This window comes from Shewanella sp. TB7-MNA-CIBAN-0143, assembly GCF_040310065.1.
Lineage (GTDB): Bacteria > Pseudomonadota > Gammaproteobacteria > Enterobacterales > Shewanellaceae > Shewanella.
In genome coordinates, this window is sequence record NZ_JBEOPL010000022.1 from 53,812 (window position 1) to 75,407 (window position 21,596).

Consider the following 21,596-nt stretch of genomic DNA (forward strand, 5'->3'; position numbering starts at 1 on the left):
TTGAATATTATTACTAGTGCCTTTCCACAGCGCAGAATGCGCCGCATGCGTAAACATGAATTTAGCCGTCGTTTAATGTCTGAAAATACCTTAACAGTTAACGATCTCATTTATCCAATGTTTGTGTTAGAAGGTTTTCAACGCTCAGAAAAAATTGCTTCAATGCCAGGAATTGAACGATTTTCAGTTGATCTATTGTTAAAAGAAGCCGCTGAGCTGGTTGAGCTTGGCATTCCGCTTATTGCATTATTCCCCGTGACGCCAGCGGATAAAAAGAGTTTACTGGCAGAAGAATCTTACAATCCTGATGGATTAGTGCAGCGTGCCGTGCGTGAATTAAAGCAAGCATTTCCACAGCTTGGTATCATGACTGATGTAGCTTTAGATCCCTACACGACTCATGGTCAAGACGGTATTATCGATGACACTGGTTATATCATGAATGACATCACCACCGAGATCCTAGTCAAGCAGGCTTTATCTCATGCCGCTGCAGGGGCAGATATTGTCGCGCCATCAGACATGATGGACGGTCGTATAGGTGCAATTCGCCAAGCCCTTGAAGAAAATGGCTTTGTGAATACTCAGATCATGGCTTATTCCGCTAAGTATTCCTCAAGTTATTATGGTCCTTTTCGTGATGCTGTCGGATCGGCTAGTAATTTAAAAGGTGGCAATAAACACAGCTACCAAATGGATCCGGCCAATAGCGACGAAGCATTACACGAAGTGGCATTAGATATCCAAGAAGGTGCTGACATGGTCATGGTTAAACCAGGGATGCCTTATTTAGACATAGTACGCCGTGTCAAAACTGAATTAGCAGTGCCAACATTTGCTTACCAAGTCAGTGGTGAGTACGCCATGCACATGGCTGCTATTCAAAACGGTTGGTTAGCAGAAAAAGCCATTGTGATGGAGTCATTACTTTGCTTTAAGCGCGCTGGTGCTGATGGTATTTTAACCTACTTTGCTAAACGTGCTGCTCAGTGGCTTAAAGAACAAAACTCATAAACCTCCGATATTAAGTGGTTATAAAGCCAATCCATCTCGGGTTGGCTTTTTTAATTTAACACAGCCTACTTTGCGTCGGTTTTAATTCAATTACCTCGTGGGACAAGTCACATACACCTCATTATCGTGATCAGCTCTACATCATAGCTCATAGTCTCTTAACAGCCCTGTTTAAGCATGCTTGAATACACTCAAGAACAGTATTTCCTTCTTAAGCGAGACATTATCATGCACAATAACGTTAGAACATTATTGGCCACCACGGCACTCTTTTTCAGTGCCCAAATGCTGCCTATGGCCGCATCTGCGAATTCAGGTTGCGCATTTGAAAAAGATCAACAAGGCTTTATGGCAACATGCAGCGAGGAGAAACAAGAAGTGATTTTAACTGGCGTAATCCAACCACAAACTCTAACGACTGAATTACCAGGCTATACTGAAGGGTTTACCAATTACCAAGTTGATGCGCAAGCAATCGATGTACTCAAAGCCATTAATGAACCGACGCAAATAGTCGTGATTATTGGCACTTGGTGCCCAGATTGCCATCGCGAAACACCGCACTTTATGCGAATTATTGAAGCGGCAGCCAATCCCAACATTGAAGTTGAATACATTGGTGTCGACCGAAGCAAGCAGGACCCTGAAGGTTTAGCGGCAAAATATGCGTTCAGCCGCATTCCAACGTTTATCGTTAAACAGCAAGGCAATGAGCTAGGTCGTATCGTTGAACGCCCTCAAGCCACACTGGAAGCCGATTTAGTTGAGATTTTAAAGTAGTTATGTAAGAAGTTATTGAAAATGTTTGTTTAAACAACTAAAAGTAATAACTTAATAATCAAAAAAATAGGTCACCAATGGTGACCTATTTTTATTACGCTTATGTCAGTAACTACAACGAGACTTTAGCGGCTATGCGATCGGCTAACAGTTGTAATACGCCTTCGCGAAGTGCGCCACCAGCAAGATGTAAACGACTCATTGATAGACTTTCAAACAACGCGATTAAAATCGCAACTCCCGCAGCAAATGTGGGAGCTTGTTCGGCATTTAAGCCGTTAATACCACTAAGCCTTGCATCTGCTTGCGATAATATTTCATCACGAAAAGCATACAAAATCTTAAGGGTAATCACTTCCGAGCGTTGTCGATGCTGTAACACCGATACCACTGATTGAACCGCACCAGAAGCCCCTACAACACTTTGCCACCCTAAATTGAGTAAGTGAGGACGATGTTCTGCCAAAATCATATTAACGTAATCTACGGCCTGTTCAAAATCGATGCTTTGAAGCGGCGCATGACTAAAAAATCGTTGATTAAATAGCACGCACCCCATTGGCAAACTGGTTTTAAACAACACCTGACTGCCGTCACCAATAATAAACTCGGTACTAGCGCCGCCAATATCAATCACTAACCGGCGTCCCTCACCTTTAGTGGTGGCCACCATACCTTGATAAATCAGTTCAGCTTCGCGCAATCCCGAAATGACCTCGATTGGATGCAACAATATTGGCATCGCTCGCTGGTGAAATTCATCGGCATTACGGATAACACGCAAAGTAGCGGTAGCAAATACAGCCACATTAGCGCTATCGATATGGTGCTGCGCTAACATGTCGGCAAACATGGCTAAGCATTCTAAACCACGCAGCATAACAGGTTCAGACAACATACCGTCATCACCTATACCTTCGGCAAGGCGTACTTTGCGTTTATATTTAGCGATAACAATCGGCTTATTACCCACCGAATTAGCCACTAACATATTGAAACTGTTAGAACCTAATGTTATCGCCGCATACGGCTGAGATACAGTTAACAATGGCATTGACTATGGTCTACGAGTCCTATGGCGTGGCGGACGCGAAGTATTTCCACCACTACGATGCGCACCTTTACTTCCACCATCACGAGTCCGAGATGTAGGAGGCTTACGATGAATACGCGCCGGAGGCGGAATATCATCTAGTAACGCATCTTTATCGTAATTAGACACTGGAATTGAATGATTAATATAAGTTTCAATTTCAGGTAAATTCAGTGCATATTCTTCACAAGCAAAACTGACTGAAATACCTTTCTGTCCCGCACGACCTGTTCGGCCAATACGATGCACATAATCTTCACAATCATCAGGTAAATCATAGTTATATACGTGTGACACATCAGAAATATGTAACCCACGAGCGGCCACATCTGTTGCCACTAAAACATCGATATCACCTGAGGTAAATTGCTCAAGAATGCGAATACGCTTCTTTTGCGGAACATCGCCGGTTAACAACCCCACACGATGACCATCACCTTCTAAATAAGACCACAACTTTTCACAGCTGTGTTTTGTGTTCGAAAACACAATCGCTTTATCTGGCCAATCTTCTTCGATTAGACTCAGTAATAAACGCATCTTGTCTTCCATCGACGGATAGAAAATTTCTTCTTTGATATTTTTAGAAGTTTTTTCTAATGGTTCGATTTCAACTTTTTCAGGATCATTCATATGATCGTATGCTAATTCCTGCACTTTCATTGAAAGCGTGGCAGAAAACAACATATTCAAACGTGACTTAGCATCAGGCATTCTGCGGAACAAAAAGCGAATGTCTTTAATAAAACCAAGATCAAACATACGGTCGGCTTCATCAAGCACAACGGCTTGAATGTGGCTTAGACTAATGACACCCTGACGTACATAATCAATAATACGTCCGGTGGTACCAATCAGAATATCAACGCCTTTGTCTAATACAGCGCGTTGGGTTTCATAGCTTTCGCCACCGTAAACAATACCAACTTTTAAGCCTGTATGTGCCGCTAATAACTTGGCATCTTTAGCAATCTGAATTGCTAATTCTCGCGTTGGCGCCATAATAATAGCGCGGGGTTCGGTTGCTTTGCGACTCTCAGGTGCAGCAACATTGAGTAAGTGGTTAAATGTGGCCACTAAAAATGCCATAGTTTTACCGGTGCCGGTTTGGGCTTGTCCGGCAATATCTTTTGCATTAAGTAAAATAGGTAAAGATAACGCCTGTATTGGCGTGCAAAACTCAAAGCCGTTCTCGTTCAATGCCGCGAGTATTTCGGGCTTTAAAGGGAAGTCGGCGAATTTCTGGGTCGATAAATGTGTTTGGCTCATAGCACAAGCATACCTGTAGGGGTTGCAAAAAAAGATTCGATCGTTTGAAATAGCTACATTACTAAAACGGTCTCTTGAAAAGCTATTTAACTGACCCAATATACATGGTAAGCCATTAATAAACTAGCAATGGAACCAAATCTGGAGAACTACATGAGCGATAAAATTGTATACCTAAGCGATGACAGCTTTGAAAACGACGTATTAAAGTCTGAAACACCAGTATTAGTCGACTTCTGGGCTGAGTGGTGTGGTCCTTGTAAAATGATTGCCCCAATCCTAAACGATGTTGCCGAAGAGTACGCAGGCAAACTAACCGTCGCAAAACTAAACGTTGACCAAAACAACGTTTCACCTGCGAAATACGGCGTACGCGGTATTCCAACATTGTTAATGTTCAAAGGTGGCGAGCTAGTGGCAACTAAAGTTGGTGCACTATCAAAGACGCAACTAAAAGAATTCATTGACGCTAAAATCTAACTAGAAATAGCCTAGAAATGTTAAACGGCACAAGTTTTGAACAATTTGTGCCGTTTTTAGATTTTATTTACGCTAAATTTCTGGACGGCCAACATATAAAGTGCTAATTTATTCATCAGATTTTTTCAATTAACCTCTTCTCGTTTATCAATCATAAAATATCTTTTCAAACTTGCTGATTGATTGCGGTAAGCTTCGTCGCGCAAAACAAGACTCCCATACATGAATTTAACAGAATTAAAAGACACGCCAATTTCAGATCTAGTTTCGCTTGCTGAAAGCATGAATCTGGAAAATATGGCTCGTACCCGTAAACAAGATATCATCTTCTCAATTTTGAAAGCTCACGCTAAAAGCGGAGAAGACATCTTCGGTGGCGGTGTATTAGAAATCCTCCAAGACGGATTTGGATTTTTAAGAAGTTCAGATGGCTCATACCTTGCGGGTCCTGACGATATTTATGTTTCTCCAAGTCAAATTCGTCGATTTAACATGCGTACTGGTGACAGTATTTTTGGTAAAATTCGACCGCCGAAAGAAGGCGAAAGATATTTTGCACTGTTGAAAGTCAGTGAAGTCAACTTTGATAAACCAGAAAGCTCTCGCAACAAAATCCTGTTTGAAAACTTAACCCCATTACATGCAGAAGAACGCCTTCGCATGGAGCGCGGTAATGGTTCAACAGAAGACATCACCTCGCGTATTCTTGATCTTTGTTCTCCAATCGGTAAAGGCCAGCGTGGTTTGATTGTTGCGCCGCCAAAAGCCGGTAAAACATTGTTACTACAGAATATTGCTCAAAGTATTACTTACAACAACCCAGATGTGGTGTTAATGGTATTACTTATCGATGAACGTCCTGAAGAAGTGACCGAAATGCAGCGTATGGTAAAAGGCGAAGTGATTGCTTCTACCTTTGATGAACCAGCCAGCCGTCACGTTCAAGTAGCCGAAATGGTTATCGAGAAAGCAAAACGTTTAGTTGAGCATAAAAAAGACGTCGTCATTTTGTTAGATTCGATTACTCGTTTAGCCCGTGCTTATAACACCGTCATCCCTTCATCGGGTAAAGTGTTAACCGGTGGTGTTGATGCTAACGCACTGCATCGTCCAAAGCGTTTCTTTGGTGCTGCACGTAACATTGAACACGGTGGCAGCTTAACCATTATCGCCACAGCCTTGGTTGATACAGGCTCGAAAATGGACGAAGTAATCTACGAAGAATTTAAAGGTACTGGTAACCAAGAGTTACACCTTTCTCGTAAAGCTGCTGAAAAACGCGTATTCCCTGCGATTGACTTCAATCGCTCTGGTACTCGTCGTGAAGAAAAGCTAACGACAACTGAAGAACTTCAAAAAATGTGGATTTTACGTAAAATCTTACATCCAATGGATGAAGTTTCTGCAATGGAATTCTTAATCGATAAATTGGCTATGACCAAAACTAACGAAGAATTCTTCACAGCAATGAAACGCGCTAAGTAATTAATTACCTAAACGCAAAATAATCGCAAAAATGCCGCTAATTTAGCGGCATTTTTATATGTATATCACGGTTACTAACCAAAGCCATGCCTAGAATCTAGAGCGGACTTCGTCCTGATAGTACGCTTCGCTGCTATAAAAGCTTTAGCTTGTATCGTCTGTAGCTGCGTAGCACTCTAGCATCTAGTCTTTCCACTTGCCATCGCCTGTTATCGTTTTACCGTTCGTTATCGATCCCCCCGCTTTTAAAGCTTTAGCTTGTATAGCATCTAGCAGCGAAGCGCTCTAGCATCTCGTAGTCTCGAGCTTTTCCGCTATACAGCAGCCATTTTCCGACGTAAATACGCAATTTGCTGCATATGCGGTAAATCTTTCGGGCAAGTATCTTGGCAGCCGAGTAACGTCATGCAACCAAACACGCCATCTTGATTACCTATGACATGGTAAAAATCATCAGCGGTTCGAGTATCACGGCTGTCTAATTCAAAACGGGCAATTTTCATCATACCGACTGCGCCAACAAAAGTGTCACGCATTTGTTTAGTCGCACAAGCAGAAACACATACACCACATTCTACGCATCGCTCTAACTCATAAAGCTTGGTTGCTTCTTCCGGTGACATCGGCGTTTCGATACGATGAATATCATTATCTGCACTATTCGGATGCAACCACAACGATAAACGCTCAGATAATTCGCGCATAAATTTACCGGTATTTACCGACAGATCGCCAATTAAATCAAAGCCAGGTAATGGCATCAATTTAATATGTCCATCTGGATAATTAGCGGTTAAGGTTCGACAAGCTAACGTCGGAAAACCATTGATCACCATGGCACAACTGCCGCAAATACCCGCACGACAAACAAAATCAAATTGTAGTGATGGGTCTTGTGTTTCACGTAGCTGATTCAACGCGATAAACACCGTCATTCCGGGTGCCTCTGTTAAGCTGTAACTCACCATTTTAGGTTTGTCGCCAGGCTCTTGCGGGTCATATCGAAAAATTGAAAAAGTTAACGTGCGTGCTTGGCTCATATTACTTTTCTCCAGACTCAGCATTGGTTTTGGCTACAGTATCAGTGAAGCGCTGATTACGTGGTTGATATTCTTCAGGTAACTCATAAGGCATTAATGCCGCTTGCTTGGCATACCTATCTGCATCGTCACCGAGTTCAGCTAAAATAGCTTCAACCTGTTGCTGACGTTTTTGGGTATCAGGATGAGCAATCGCATTATCAACACCATAACCTCGATAACCAGGCGGTAATTCCATTCGCATCACATCAAGGGCTTCATAACTCATTTCTGGTCGTAAACTATTAGCATCTGGCCAACGGGTTAATGTACGATTCAACCAGTCTTGGTCATTACGCTGTGGAAAATCTTCACGAGAATGCGCGCCCCGACTTTCGGTACGAGCAAGCGCCCCGCATGCAACGGTCACAGCCACTTTCAACATCCGTTTGACGCGTAACGCTTCAACAAGCTCAGGGTTAGCGTGACATTTTTTGCACTTTAACCCGAGGTTTTTTGAACGTTCAAGTAATTCGGTTAATTGGTTAACAGCCAGTTCAAGTTCAGGCCCATTGCGGAAAATACCGACGTAATCCATCATAATTTTTTGCATTGCAGCTTTAAGTTTAAATGGATCTTCTGTTCCTTCGCCCTCAATAAGCTGATCAACTTCTGTTTGTAACTGCTTACCAAACTGGGCGATTAAATCGGTATCAACGACCAAACTATTTTGCTCACCAAAGTCAGCAACATACTTACCGATAATCATTCCGCCAACCACAGTTTCTGCTAGGGAGTTGCCACCGAGTCGATTAAAGCCATGCATATCCCAACAAGCAGCTTCCCCAACACTAAACAACCCTGATAATTGTGGACTTTCGCCATTGGCTTTAGTACGAATACCGCCCATAGAATAATGTTGTGTAGGCCGAACAGGGATCCAATCTTTAACCGGATCAATACCTAAAAAGTTCTCACAAATCTCTTTAACTTCACGCAAATTGGTATCAATGTGCTTTTGACCTAATAAGGTAATATCCAGCCATAAATGCGGCCCATAAGGGCTATTTACGCCTTTTCCTTTGCGCATATGCTCAGTCATTCTACGAGACACAACATCTCGCGAAGCCAGTTCTTTTTTCTCTGGTTCATAGTCGGGCATAAAGCGGTAACCGTCTTTATCACGCAGCACACCACCATCACCACGGCAACCTTCCGTCGTTAAAATACCCACAGGAACAATAGCCGTAGGATGAAACTGTACCGCTTCCATATTGCCCAGCGTCGCGACGCCAGTGTCTAGCGCCAATGCTTGACCAATCCCCTCACAAATAATGGCATTGGTCGACACCGCATAAATCCGCCCATAGCCACCTGTGGCAATAGTGGTAGATTTAGCGATGTAAGCGCGTAATTCACCCGTAATTAAGCAACGAGCGATGACACCGTGGCAACGTTCACCATCATGAATAAGCGATAATGCTTCCATCCGTTCATGCACTGGAATGCCTAACGAAATAGCCTTATTATCGACGGCATACAATAAAGAATGACCTGCACCGTCTGCGGTATAGCAAGTACGCCACTTTTTGGTACCACCAAAATCACGCGCGTTAATGAGTCCATGAGCAGCTTCTGCTTCAGTGATAGTCACTTTTTCCGCATTAACAATAACTTGTCTATCGCCTTTAGTCACTCGAGTCCAAGGAACGCCCCACTGAGCTAACTCTCTTACCGCTTTGGGTGCACAGTGAGCAAACATTCGAGCAACATCTTGATCGCAGCCCCAATCGGAACCTTTTACCGTATCTTGAAAATGGATGTCTTCATCATCACCTTCACCTTTTATGGTATTGGCTAAACTGGCTTGCATGCCACCTTGGGCAGCGACAGAGTGCGATCTTTTAGCAGGAACAAGCGATAACACCAAGGTATCGAGGCCACGTTCTTTTGAGGCTATCGCGACTCTTAACCCTGCCAGTCCAGCGCCTACTACCAAGGTGTCGGTATAAATAATTTTCATTTTAATTCCTTATAACATCGACACATATGGCACCACAGGTAACGCCAAAGAACGGCCAATAAAAATATAAGTCAGCAAACTCGCTACTCCTAGCACCATTAAATACGCTAACAGCACCTTAGCAAATTTGAGCATGGCAAAGCGTTGCTCAACCAAGCCCCATTTCACCACTACTCGATATAAACCAAATACGCCATGCACTGCTACAACAGGTAATAGCAGGATATATAAAACCCAAGCATTGAGGTGGTACACACGCTCGGCCGAAAGATGTGGGCCTATTTCAGGATTGGTTATCATGGTGAATAAGTGCGTTGGCACGAGGAAGAACAATAAAAAACCAGTGATCATTTGCCAAAACCAGATTTTGGTATCTTCATGAGGTAAAAAACGCATTTGATTTCGTAAGGCGCGCCATTGGCCTAATTGAGTCGGAAAACGCCGTAATGCAAATACCGCATGGATCAGCACAATCAATAACATAAAGCAGGAAAAAATTTGAGTTACCAGCGGGTAACCATGGCCAGTTTCACTGAATATGCCGCCTTCTAGAAACTGCGCTACTTGGTAGAAGGCTTCTTTGCCAAACAAAATACTCGACTCAAAATGCAAATGCATCACTAGAAAAAGTCCCAGTATTACACCGGACAAACTTTGTAGTTTATCCGCTCGAGCAGCCCAAAGAGGGTGAGCAAAACCTTTGTCGGTATTTACCGCACTGTCGACTTTCGTTTGCAAAGAATTCGCAGCCATAAAGCATCATATCCTGTTAAGCACAATAACAAGTATTGACCATATCAAGAGTTTTTGAATAGCGGCAATGAACAATGATCAAACCGTGATAGTGTTCACCTATTATTAAGCGGGAGTTAGAAGCGTGTCACACAAACTAGCAAATAAAAACTTAAACAATACTGATAGTTAACTAAATATCGAAACGAGTATTCGGTAGATAAAACAATCTAACGTGTATCTAAAAAGGTGTCGTTACGCTAATAATTACGGGCAATATTGACGTAACTTATCGCGTAATAGCAACATGACCTGAGTGATATTTTCGCGACCAGGACAGATCAAATTTAACGCAACTGACTCACCAACACATTCAGTAAGTTTCGGGACTAACTTACCTGTTTTCTAATCATCAGCAATATCCTGCGCGATTTTTAATATAAACGTGACCGCGACCGAAAATGGTCCATCTTCATCTAGCAAACAACCAATAAACTCTCACCTAAACGAGCATCTTAAAATAACTTGGGTATAATAAGCGCCAATTTGATATTACTTTTACCACAGTTAGGAAAATCCCATGGCTTGGATCCAATTACGCATTCACACTCATCGCGATAACGCCGACTTGCTTGGCGACTTATTAATGGATCACGGTTCACTTTCCATCACCTACGAAGATGGCCAAGACGAGCCTATTTTCGAACCTAAGTTAGGTGAAACACCGCTGTGGCAAGATACCGTAATGATTGCATTGTTTGATGCAGGTACTAACTTAGCACCCACAATCGAATTTTTAGAATCGATGCCATTTTTAGGCAAAGGCTTTAATCATAAAATTGAACAAGTCGAAGATAAAGACTGGATCCGCGAATGGATGGACAGCTTTCACCCAATCCAATTTGGTACACGTTTATGGATTTGCCCTAGCTGGCGTGAAATTCCTGATCCGACTGCGGTTAACGTCATTCTCGATCCAGGTTTAGCCTTTGGTACAGGTACTCACCCTACCACCGCCTTATGTTTAGAATGGTTAGACAGCCTAGATTTATCAAACCAAGAAGTCATCGATTTTGGTTGTGGATCGGGTATTTTGGCTATTGCCGCAATCAAACTCGGCGCCAAGAAAGTAACAGGTGTTGATATTGACTATCAGGCTATTGACGCTTCAAAAGCCAATGCTGAACGTAACGACGTAGTGGATAAATTGGCCCTATATTTACCAGAAGATCAACCAGCCAACTTACAAGCAGACGTATTAGTCGCCAATATTCTTGCCGGTCCGTTAAAAGAGCTAGCGCCGCTGATAGCTGAAAAAGTCAAAATTGGTGGCAAACTGGCGCTATCGGGTTTATTGCAAGAACAAGCACAAGAAGTATCCGACTTCTACAGCCAATGGTTCATCATGGATCCAGTATGTAACAAAGAAGACTGGAGTCGCTTAACAGGAATACGTAAGTAGCCTGCCCACAAGCCTAAAACGCACTCAATTATGGGCTATATTATGAGCGGATTGCGTGCGTAAATTCTCGTTTACAGGTTGTTAACATCAATAATTGACACTGGTATATATGAAAACGTCTCTCTGCAACACGCACCAGTGCTCAAAAATGGCCGAAAAACGCCAATTATTAGTCAAAGATGTGACGGCTAATAAAAGTCAAGCAAAAAAGTTGCATTTAGGTCATTTATTGACCTTTTCACGGCCGTAAAAAAGGGCTACTATAGCGCCCCTTTGGAGAGCAAGGTGAAGTCCGAAATGCAAATTGGCCCGTATCAACTGTCTAATCAGCTGATTGTGGCACCAATGGCAGGTGTCACCGATCAGGCCTTCCGAAATCTCTGTTTACGCTATGGCGCAGCTTTAGCCGTATCAGAAATGCTTTCATCGAATCCCGACGTTTGGGACAGCGACAAAAGCCGCCAGCGCATGATGCATTCTGGTGAAGAAGGAATACGCTCCGTACAAATAGCAGGTGCAGATCCTGATTTAATGGCCAATGCCGCTAAGTTCAACGTTGAACAAGGTGCGCACATCATTGATATCAATATGGGCTGTCCAGCAAAGAAAGTGAATAAAAAATTTGCTGGTTCTGCGTTAATGCAAAGCCCCAGCTTAGTAAAAGAGATTTTACAAGCCGTGGTTGCTGCAGTAGACGTACCAGTAACGTTAAAGATACGCACGGGTTGGGAGCCTGAACATCGTAATGGTGTTGAAATAGCCCAAATTGCTGAAGATTGTGGCATTGTCTCGCTCGCCGTTCACGGCCGAACCAGACAATGCATGTACAAAGGCTTTGCCGAGTACGACACCATAAAAGCAATTAAACAGAATGTCTCAATTCCTGTTGTCGCTAACGGGGACATCGACACACCAGAAAAAGCCAAGTTTGTACTTGACTACACTGGCGCCGATGCCCTGATGATTGGAAGAGGTGCACAAGGACGGCCTTGGATTTTTAAAGAAATCCTACATTATCTGGAAACAGGTAAAAAGTTAGCGCCAATTAAGGCAGAAGAGCAACGCAGTGTGATGCTTGAACACCTTAAGAAACTTTATGACTTATATGGCGAATACAAAGGTGTCCGATTTGCTAGAAAGCATGTCGGGTGGTACCTAAACCATGAGGAACAGCGCCAATTTCGTGCTGACTTCAATCGGCTTGAAACCGCTGCCCAGCAACATTCCCTCGTAGAATGTTATTTTGATGAATTAGTTTAGAATTTAATAAAGAGCAGAATAGAATGTTTGATCAGACAACTAACACAGAAGTTCACCAGCTTACCGTAGGCAAAATCGAAACAGCAAACGGCACTATCAAGCCGCAGTTATTACGTGACGCAGTAAAACGTGCCGTGACTAACTTCTTCTCTCAGTTAGACGGTCAGGAAGCTTCTGAAGTATATGAAATGGTATTGTGCGAAGTTGAAGCACCTTTACTAGACATCATCATGCAACACACTCGTGGCAACCAAACGCGCGCTGCTAATATGTTAGGTATCAACCGTGGTACTTTACGTAAGAAATTAAAGAAATACGGCATGAACTAAGACCTAGCGTCTAAGTGATTGTAATGAAACGGGCTTATCAGCAATGATAAGCCCGTTTTGTTTTATCCGTTACGCTCGTAGTAACACATCACTTATCAGCAAGTGTTATATACGAGTAGAAACAGTCATCCATTTCTAATAACTACTGCACCTGTTGCGGAGAGATTTTGGCTTTATCAATGGTATTGCTACAACTAGGCACGCGGTTACCTCGATAATTTTTACAGCCCCAAAAAGCACCTCTAGCACTTTCTCTTAAGTTCATATCACCGCCACAGACGTTACATATCGGCGCCATATGGCTACAACTGTCATTGAGACATACCTTGAAACCGATAAAACGTTTACGTGTCATCGGACTGCCGCATTCGTCACAGCCTGCTTCTTTGTGATCGCATAATGGAAAGAGTGAGCAAGAAAAGAATGATGTGAACTTGCCCACTCGTGGTTTTAATATCCCAGTGGTACATCGGACACAGTTAATTTGTTCGAACAAGGATTGCACTAAAGACGTACTAAATTCTTGTTGTTCAACGGCATAGTCTTGCTGGATCAGTTCCACAATAAATGGGCTTACATTGGTCATATCGGCGATAACGTAAACTCGGTGCTTTGCACGAGTTAGCGCGACATAAAATAAACGCCGTTCTTCTGCAAACTCAAAATTTTCAGCTTTAGGTAAAAACGCATCAAGTAAAGGTGGCGTTATTTTTTTCGACGGAAATCCATGTATGCCTTGGGTCATTCCCATAATCACCACATAGTCGGCCTCTTTACCTTTGGAAGCATGAAACGATAAACACTCAATCACGAACATCGGGTATTTAGCCGTTAACTGACGCAACATGTCTTTATCTGGCAACTGAAACCAGAAACGTGCCAGTAAGTATACTGTCGGTTTAGCTTTAAGCTTATCAACAGCTTGAGTAACACGGACGGACAGAGCATTTAAGGCTTGCTCTAATGCGTTGTTACTCGGCTCATCTTTAGTTGCGCCCTCATTGGTACCACGACGAAGTATTGATACTGCAGGCTTGGCAACTTGTACCAATGAATGGATATCTTTGTTGAGTTGATGCGGATTTTTACTCACAAAAGCGCTAGCCACTTCGCCGATACGGTTATTAAATCTAAAAGTAAGATCCAAATGCGTTTCGCTGGCATGGCCAAAATAACGTTTAAATTGAGTCGTTAAACGGACATCTGCACCACTAAAGCGATAAATAGCCTGCCAATCGTCGCCAACACAAAATAATGAAGTATCGCTGTTACCTTTTTTCGTGCGCGAATCTCGCAAGGCTCGCACTAAACGTGCTCTGGGTTCTGAAATATCTTGAAACTCATCGACCATGATATATCGCCATGGGCTGACATATTGACCACTTTGCAGGTATGCGAGCGCTTTGGCTATCATGTCCTCAAAGTCGATATCACCGTGAGCTGATAAGTACTGTTGGTACTGCTGTAAAATGGGTTCGAGTAATTCAAATGCTTTACGCGTTTGGGCCGCATCAGCAGCATTGGCAAATACCTTTTCCAGCCCAGCCTCGTCAATACAAGCTGCTTTGTATAAGCCAATGAGCTGACTAAACAATTTTGCCAGCTCAGTCACTCGCCCAAGCTCATAAAGAGTTGCCAATATCGCGTCATCGGGTAAAGGTGAGTAGTTAACTTTAAATACCGTTAAAGCTTGCTCAAGCTTGTTGATTAACTGATTTTTCTTGTGCTGATAATAAAATAATTCGATGCAGTTGGTTTGGCGCTGATGATGTAACAGTCGTTTCCATTCCATTGATGCTAAATAGGCTGCTTGATCGATATAAGGAGCCGTATTATTGGCTTCATCAATGCCATAATATTCAATATAAACCTCATATTCAGGTAGATAAAAATCAGCTTGATACTGGCGAAAATCAACCGTGCTGACATCAAATTCATACTTGGCTTCATATTGATATTCAATGCCATTGGTAAACAACCAATTGGCGATATGCAACTCACCAAAACTTTTGACCCTCTCACCTTTCAATGAGCGAATGTCATTATCATTTAAATATTCAAAATACTCACCTTGTATTGAAAATTCGAATGGGCTTTTTTCAACGTAATAATAACGACTGAAATAGTCAAAAAGTTGTTTACGATAAGATTCATTTTCAATCAAAACTTCTAATCTATCGTGCACCCATTTGTCTTTGGCGGGTTCATCATTTACCCACGCTGATAAGCTAGGTTTCACACCTTCAACATCGGCAATAATTTTCAGGCCTAAACTGTGAAAAGTACTGGCCTTAATATCATCACTGCCCAGTTTGTGTTTAATTCGCAGATCCATTTCCATGGCGGCTTTTTTGCCATAAGCCAGTAATAGAATGTCATTAGCTTTAGCTTGGCCACTATTTAGTAAATAGCCTGCACGGCCTACCATTACACTGGTTTTCCCCGTGCCAGCGCCCGCGAGCAGTAGATTATTATCATCATCGATAATACATGCTCGGCGCTGCTTATCGGTTAATGGCTGTGACTCCACATGATCAAAAAAGTCTGCAAATGCGAGTAACTGCGATTGAATATAGCCTTCACGTAGGCGATCTATATCAGCTTTATTCCAGTGGTAAAAACCGTGTAGTTGAATTAATGCGGTACGTATATTGGCGGGTAACTCGACCCCTTCACTCCAGGGAAACCAGCGAAAATACTCACGCTCGATTCTAGCGCGCATTTTTTCTAGTAATGACTGGCGTAAATACCGGCTTGATATGGCTTTTTCAACTCGTAATATCAAATCGCACAGCGATTTTTGATGAGATAAGGCCCAGAGTATTTCGACCTGTTGCTTAAAATGAGATTTAGCCAAATAACTTAAAAATGGAATTTGATAATGAGCACCAGCGGCCCTAAAACTCAGTAAGTTACCGAGTAAACTGGCGCTAAATAGTGGCGGATGATCTAATTGCTGCCATGATAATTGCCCCATAATAAGCGGTTTATTGGTATGCCGAAATCTTGCTAAAAATCGGCCTTGGCTAGGCATAAAAGTCATACCCTCTTGCGTCAATTTGATCGCATTTACGTCACGCTGATACAAATGCCCAAACCAACTATGAGGGATAAAGTTAACTGAATTTTCTAATGACAAAGTAAAACCTACGACTCAATGGTTTCAGGGGTAACCGGCTTATATTTAAGATAACTATATCGTAATTAAGCATTCATTACGGATAATACTGGGTGTGTGAATGACTCAATGGGCTTTCGCGCTGACACCAATGATAATTGATTTACATTAACCATAAAAGTAAACATATACACAGCATTTAACATACTGAGCATGACATTTGTCCGCGGCTCAATCGCTAGTTCTGCCGACGAATCCCAGCGGGCGACAAAACCACTATTTATTTTCAAGCAACAACGCTAAACGATGGTTATATTTCAGTAGAGATGTCTATCTAAGCATCATTTAGTCTTTTTACATCAATAAAGATAAAAATAAAATAACAATATTAAACAATCACTTATTAATTTTATATTCACCGTGCAAGACAATAATGCCAATTAAGAAAAAATAAATGGAATAGAATCGACGACCGCCTCGTTATCACAGTGTCAATCACGACATTACGAGGGAATTAAAAATGAAAACATTACTTAAACCAACGATTATTGCTCTGGCTTGTTTCTCAACCATGGTAATAAGTGCCGAAATGTCAGCATCGACAACCGTATCAGCCCAAGCTGATGTTCAATTAAGCCAAAACCAACAGAATAGCCCAAATGCTAACGCTGAAACACAAAGCAATAATGAGCCAACAATTGCCTCACGCGAGCCGACCAACACCGCCTCAGATCAAACGGCTTCAAATGAAGCAGAGTCAGGCGGCTCGGGTGACTCCACGCAAACTTCATCAACTGAAATGGCAGCCACAACTGACAACCAAGTTGCGATAACCATACCCACAACAGAAATGCTCACTACGGTAACGTCAGCACTTGATACATCAATCACCAACGCTGACTCAGCAACAACACTTGCTAATAACCAATTAGCCAACACCACAACTGTTGGTGCTGGCATAGCTAATAGCCTGATTAATAACGCCTCGACGGCTGCGCAATTGGTGTCAACTCAAGTAATAGCATCTGGTTCTGCCGGATTATCTGCAGCAACAGAGTTATCGGTTAATCAAGCAGAGACATCACTCAACACCGCAGCAGCGACAGTAAACGCAGCACAACTTGGTGCGAACACCGCCGCAGAAGAGATTCAATCACGTATGAGTGCCGATACACTGTTTGCCACTAGCACAGCAGTATCTGATTCAGTAAGCGCGGCAGTTTCTGGGACAACATCATCGGCCATCAATGCCGCAGCAACCAGCGCAGTGCAACAACAGTTACAGGCAAGTGCAAGTGAACTCATGCAGCAGAACACTCGCGAACAAGTGACGCAAGCGGTGAGCCAAACAGTGAATGCAGAAGTCACTAACACCATTCAAAATACCATTCGCTTATCAAGCGGTCTTTAAGTCGAATACTCCATATGCCGGCAATACTGCCGGCCTATCTTTATTGTTAGGAGTCCTTATGATGACTTTACACTCTCGCGTTACCTGTACATTATTTCTGCTGGCTTGCGCTCATATGGGAGTAGCGGCAGAAACCCTATCCGTTAACGGTAAGCTAAAAGCAGGTATGGAATACCAGTCTAACGTCAACATCAGTGAACTTGAACAAGCCAGTGGTGAGTCGGATACGGCGACGGTTTTAGAGGGAGAAATCAATGCAGCTTGGCAAGTTAGCGACAATGTCCGCCTAGACAGTGGCTATAGTATTAATGACAAACGCTATCGAAATGCCAGTGCTTATGGCAGTCGCTTACAGCTGGCTTTTATCGATGCGAGCTATGCCTTTGATAATCTAACACTGGGCAGCAGTGTCTATCTGGCTCAAGCTGATTTAGATGGCAGCGATTTTTTAGCGCTCAACCAATTTAGCGTGTATGCCATGCATAATCTTAGCGACAGCTGGTTTATTCGTCCCAGCGTAGTGTATGCCGACAAAGATTTTGCTCAGTTTGAATCGCGTGATGCTAGCAATAAAAGTGCTAATATCGATTCATTTTGGTTTTTTCAACAGGGCCAACGCTTTATCTCATTAAGCGCAACTTATGAGGATGAAGATACACTTGATAAAGCCTTTAGCTATCGCGCTAAAAGTATGAATATCCGCTTGTCTAATCAATTTGATTTATGGCACGTTGTACAAAAAATTCAACTAGGAATGAAATTAACTCAAAGAGATTATGCTTTGGCCATTAACGATAATAAACGTAACGATATACATCAACACATTGATGCTAAGTGGGAGTTAAATATTAATTCCACTTTTGCGCTGCTGACATCCGTTGAATATGGTTACTATCAGTCAATCTTGACCAGTGCAGATTATGATGAAACACGAGCAGGACTGATGTTACAAGCCAGTTTTTAAGGGCGTGTTACTACCCCATAACCAAATTGTGGATCTTTACCTGGTGCGCCTAAATCAATCACCTGCTGCTGTAATTGCAGCAACACCTGCTCCAATAGCAGCTCTGGTGTTGCAGCCAGCATACAGGCCACTTTGGCCGATACAACGGGCGTGGCCATTGAAGTGCCACTTTCAATACCCACGCTTCCATCTGCTCGGGTAGTCAACACCTTTACTCCTTGCGCCGCAAAATCAATGTAATCCCCCTGATTAGCCCAACGATATAATCCCAGCTGTTTATCTACCGCAGTGACGGCAATAACGTCTGAATATGCAGCTGGATATAATGGCTTAGCGGCTGGCCCACCGTTACCTGCTGCAGCCACTAAAATGGTCTTTGTTTCAGCTAAACGAGATACAACTTCATGTAATATTGGATTATCTGGTCCAGTCAAACTCATATTGATCACCCGCACCTGTTGACCTACTAACCAATTTAACGCCTGCAAGATACTGTCGAGTGTAGCCCCTTGTTGATACGCATTTTGGGCATAAAAGGCTCCTGCGCTGTATAAGGTTAATGACGGTAACAACGGCTTAAGTTGATCATTGTTACCCGCTAATACGCCTGCCACTGCGGTTCCGTGACTATATGAAGATGGGATGTCATCAGTAAGAAAATTTTGTTGGATCAATACTAAGCGATCTTCGGCTATATGCAGCGCTTTATGCTGGGGCACAATCGCGGTATCTATCATGCCTAATCTTATCGGTCTATCGCACATCGCTGTCGTTTCACTTGAAACCACTTGCTGCACTGCCGTTATCTGATCCGTTGTCGCTCTGTCTGCTTGGATAGCCGTTTCAGTACTCGCCAGCGCATCCGTAACTGTGCTTGCTTGATTAGCCGCTTGCGACTGGTATATATAATTTCGGCTTAAATAAGGTGCCAGTAGTGTAGGTAAGGTATTGCGTAATGCATCAACGCTATCAAGCTCGATCGGTACTTGTATTTTAACCAACTGTAAGCCTAACATTGCCAGTTCAGTGCGGCTTTGCACATACATTTCCAGCTCAGGAGTCGTCGTTAACAGCTGTTGCCATTGTGCTATGGATATTAACAGTAGCCATTCACGCTCAACGGCGCGTAAACCATGTTCAACTTCAATATCGTTCCATACAGGCTGACCTGCGCTATTTAGCACAGGCACTACAGCAGGCAACTGTAATAAGGGGTCTAACAATGTCGCCTTTAGCGCTAATGTTTGCTGTAATTGCTGCTCCAGCAAACGTTGTTGCTTCAGTGCTTGTAAGCGCTCGGCGCTTCGGCTTACGCTTTGATCGAGTTTATCTATCACTGCAGCAGGAAGTGCTGGCACAGACAATAATTGCCCGTAAGACACTAAAGGTATGAGGGTTAAACTCAGTAATGCGAGTGAATATGCTGTCATTGTTCTCATTGATTTATCTACCTGCGCTAATAGTGTGTAAGATAAAAACGTCTGACAACAAAAAAAATTCCCTCCATGTTGGAATAACTTTGCCCATTGAACCGTTATCAGGGTAAAGAGGAGCATACCCTAAATATGAAACCCGAATTAATCCTACTACTACCAGCATTAAGACGCTTTGCCTACTCATTAACGAGCTCAATGCATGATGCCGATGACTTGGTGCAAAATACCTTATTACGGATACTTAAATCGCCGCCACCGGAAGATGTTCTGTTAGCTAAATGGGCCTTTAAGATATGTCGAAATCAATGGATTGATGATTATCGCTCACAAAAAGTACGCACCTTAGCCACCAGTAAACCAGAACTGCAGGCAGAAAATTACACCGACGGTGAAGCGGACATCATTAACGATATCACCTTAGGTGAGGTGAATAGCGCGATGAACAATTTGTCTGATGATCAGCGTGAAGTATTATCGTTAATTGCTGTACAAGGCATGAGCTACAGCGAAGCGGCTGAGATACTCGCCATTCCAACAGGAACAATCATGAGCCGCCTAGCAAGAGCTCGATCCAACATGGTCAGCTTTTTTAAACAACCTAACGGGAGCATGGCATGAACCTCAGCGATGAAACCTTATCAGCCTTTTTAGATGCAGAACTACCAGAGCAAGACATGGAGCAAGTCAGGCAAGCGATTGCCGATAATGAAGCGGTTGCCGAACGTTTAGCAGAACTGGCAATGGTTGATCCTATGATACAAACATTCTATCAAGCCATTGACCAACAGCCCGTTCCAAAATCCATTAGCACACTACTTGAAACGCCTAGTGCACCGTTTGAAGAGCCTAGCGCTACAGAGAGTAACATTGTAGCCTTTCCTTGGTGGCGCCAAGCACAGCAACAGGTGCAACAATATGCTGCAGCAGTTGCTGTTATCGCGCTAATAGCGGGTTATGGCGTGTATCAACTAGACACGCCACTACAGACCAATACCACAACGGCAGGCATAGACCCAACCATAACAGAACAACTAACGCATTTGCCAAGCGGTGTTATTGCATTGTTAGATGATGACAGCATCATGTCTATTCAACTCAGTTTTTATAATCAACAGGGAGATTTTTGTCGCCAGTATGGTTTGCAAGACCTAAGCCTGCGTAGCGAAAATATTGCCTGTCAGCAGCAGAGGCAATGGCAACAAGTCGCTAATATTGAATATACTATTAGCCAAGATCAGCAAGCTGAATACCAAACGGCTAGCGGCGGTTCTGCACTTGATAGCTTACTCGACAATATTATGGTTGGCGCGCCATTAACAACAGCACAAGAACAGCAAATACTTAGCAAGTTAACAGACTAATTCGCTATGAATTTTTACCTAAAAGGTTATGGACATGTATAAACTTGGCGCCATTGTCGCGGTATTACTCGTTACGCTAGTGGGCGGTTGTGTAAATACAACACCTAGAGTCAAATATACTCAAGCAGATGGCTATCGCTATATTGAGCATAAAATAACTGACAATTATTTTATGCTCAATATTATCAGTAAAAATAAAACCAATATCGATGCTTACGCATTAACACAAGCATCAATGTTAACTGAGCAACAAGGTTACGATTGGTTTATTCTTGTCGAACAAAGCGGGCTAATAACCACGCCATCGCGCGTTGAAAAGGTCATCGAAATACGCATGGGCACAGGAGTAAAACCATAAAT

General features: G+C 42.8%; 19 protein-coding genes. 12 read left to right on the plus strand and 7 right to left on the minus strand.

All coding sequences use genetic code 11. The features are described 5' to 3' along the window. Positions 1-1,014 carry a porphobilinogen synthase gene (hemB, locus tag AAEY97_RS16940; protein ID WP_101086260.1) on the plus strand — a complete coding sequence of 338 codons (1,014 nt, stop codon included), beginning with the start codon at positions 1-3 and terminating at the stop codon, positions 1,012-1,014. Between the two features lie 228 nt (positions 1,015-1,242). Beyond that, entirely contained in the window at positions 1,243-1,794 is a 552-nt protein-coding gene (locus AAEY97_RS16945) for a thioredoxin family protein (protein ID WP_101086261.1), read from the plus strand. A 112-nt stretch (positions 1,795-1,906) separates the two neighbouring features. Here AAEY97_RS16945 and AAEY97_RS16950 read toward each other — a convergent pair whose 3' ends face one another. Both AAEY97_RS16950 and rhlB read right to left on the minus strand, forming a co-directional pair. Beyond that, positions 1,907-2,848, minus strand: coding sequence for a Ppx/GppA phosphatase family protein (locus AAEY97_RS16950; RefSeq protein WP_101086262.1), 942 nt, complete (start codon positions 2,846-2,848; stop codon positions 1,907-1,909). Between the two features lie 3 nt (positions 2,849-2,851). After that, positions 2,852-4,156, minus strand: coding sequence for an ATP-dependent RNA helicase RhlB (rhlB, locus tag AAEY97_RS16955; RefSeq protein ID WP_101086263.1), 1,305 nt, complete (start codon positions 4,154-4,156; stop codon positions 2,852-2,854). Between the two features lie 153 nt (positions 4,157-4,309). On the opposite strand from rhlB, the gene trxA reads away from it, so the two are divergent. Continuing rightward, positions 4,310-4,636: a thioredoxin TrxA gene (gene trxA / locus AAEY97_RS16960; protein WP_011635949.1), complete on the plus strand. Its 327-nt coding sequence runs from the start codon at positions 4,310-4,312 to the stop codon at positions 4,634-4,636. 222 nt (positions 4,637-4,858) lie between these two features. Then, on the plus strand, positions 4,859-6,121 hold the full coding sequence (gene rho / locus AAEY97_RS16965) for a transcription termination factor Rho (protein WP_059747484.1): 1,263 nt from the start codon (positions 4,859-4,861) through the stop codon (positions 6,119-6,121). Positions 6,122-6,435: 314 nt separating this feature from the next. On the opposite strand, the gene AAEY97_RS16970 is transcribed toward rho, so the two are convergent. Genes AAEY97_RS16970 through AAEY97_RS16980 form a run of 3 tightly spaced genes read right to left on the minus strand, consistent with a single transcriptional unit; the run spans position 6,436 to position 9,916 of the window. Next, a complete protein-coding gene (locus tag AAEY97_RS16970) occupies positions 6,436-7,161 on the minus strand; it encodes a fumarate reductase iron-sulfur subunit (protein ID WP_351000253.1) in 726 nt (241 codons plus the stop codon). Position 7,162: 1 nt separating this feature from the next. After that, entirely contained in the window at positions 7,163-9,163 is a 2,001-nt protein-coding gene (locus AAEY97_RS16975; protein ID WP_351000255.1) for a fumarate reductase flavoprotein subunit, read from the minus strand. Between the two features lie 9 nt (positions 9,164-9,172). After that, a complete protein-coding gene (locus tag AAEY97_RS16980; protein ID WP_351000258.1) occupies positions 9,173-9,916 on the minus strand; it encodes a fumarate reductase cytochrome b subunit in 744 nt (247 codons plus the stop codon). Positions 9,917-10,475: 559 nt separating this feature from the next. On the opposite strand from AAEY97_RS16980, the gene prmA reads away from it, so the two are divergent. The 3 genes from prmA (at position 10,476) to fis (ending at position 12,946) form a co-directional block, all read left to right on the plus strand. Beyond that, positions 10,476-11,357, plus strand: coding sequence for a 50S ribosomal protein L11 methyltransferase (gene prmA, locus AAEY97_RS16985; RefSeq protein ID WP_162022207.1), 882 nt, complete (start codon positions 10,476-10,478; stop codon positions 11,355-11,357). A 297-nt stretch (positions 11,358-11,654) separates the two neighbouring features. Then, positions 11,655-12,617, plus strand: coding sequence for a tRNA dihydrouridine synthase DusB (dusB, locus tag AAEY97_RS16990; protein WP_011635943.1), 963 nt, complete (start codon positions 11,655-11,657; stop codon positions 12,615-12,617). Positions 12,618-12,640: 23 nt separating this feature from the next. Further along, on the plus strand, positions 12,641-12,946 hold the full coding sequence (gene fis, locus AAEY97_RS16995) for a DNA-binding transcriptional regulator Fis (protein ID WP_011635942.1): 306 nt from the start codon (positions 12,641-12,643) through the stop codon (positions 12,944-12,946). 142 nt (positions 12,947-13,088) lie between these two features. On the opposite strand, the gene AAEY97_RS17000 is transcribed toward fis, so the two are convergent. Beyond that, entirely contained in the window at positions 13,089-16,085 is a 2,997-nt protein-coding gene (locus AAEY97_RS17000) for a UvrD-helicase domain-containing protein (protein ID WP_351000261.1), read from the minus strand. Between the two features lie 499 nt (positions 16,086-16,584). Between AAEY97_RS17000 and AAEY97_RS17005 the strand changes: the two genes are divergently transcribed. Together AAEY97_RS17005 and AAEY97_RS17010 are read left to right on the plus strand one after the other, a co-directional pair. Further along, positions 16,585-17,475, plus strand: a complete 891-nt coding sequence (locus tag AAEY97_RS17005) for a hypothetical protein (RefSeq protein ID WP_182744819.1) — start codon at positions 16,585-16,587, stop codon at positions 17,473-17,475. 58 nt (positions 17,476-17,533) lie between these two features. Continuing rightward, a complete protein-coding gene (locus tag AAEY97_RS17010) occupies positions 17,534-18,439 on the plus strand; it encodes a surface lipoprotein assembly modifier (protein WP_351000266.1) in 906 nt (301 codons plus the stop codon). Here AAEY97_RS17010 and AAEY97_RS17015 read toward each other — a convergent pair. Continuing rightward, positions 18,436-19,869, minus strand: a complete 1,434-nt coding sequence (locus AAEY97_RS17015; protein ID WP_351000269.1) for a S8 family serine peptidase — start codon at positions 19,867-19,869, stop codon at positions 18,436-18,438. The genes AAEY97_RS17010 and AAEY97_RS17015 overlap by 4 nt on opposite strands. A 135-nt stretch (positions 19,870-20,004) precedes the next feature. Between AAEY97_RS17015 and AAEY97_RS17020 the strand changes: the two genes are divergently transcribed. From AAEY97_RS17020 to AAEY97_RS17030, 3 genes are read left to right on the plus strand one after another with little or no spacing between them, the layout of a single operon-like run. Next, complete coding sequence (locus tag AAEY97_RS17020; protein WP_351000271.1) at positions 20,005-20,493, plus strand: RNA polymerase sigma factor; 489 nt, start codon at positions 20,005-20,007, stop codon at positions 20,491-20,493. Next, a complete protein-coding gene (locus AAEY97_RS17025; RefSeq protein WP_351000274.1) occupies positions 20,490-21,236 on the plus strand; it encodes an anti-sigma factor family protein in 747 nt (248 codons plus the stop codon). The genes AAEY97_RS17020 and AAEY97_RS17025 overlap by 4 nt, the downstream gene beginning before the upstream one ends. Before the next feature lie 34 nt (positions 21,237-21,270). Beyond that, the gene (locus AAEY97_RS17030) at positions 21,271-21,594 is read left to right on the plus strand and encodes a CC0125/CC1285 family lipoprotein (RefSeq protein WP_351000277.1); all 324 of its coding nucleotides are present in this window, start codon (positions 21,271-21,273) and stop codon (positions 21,592-21,594) included. Positions 21,595-21,596 lie beyond the last annotated feature (2 nt).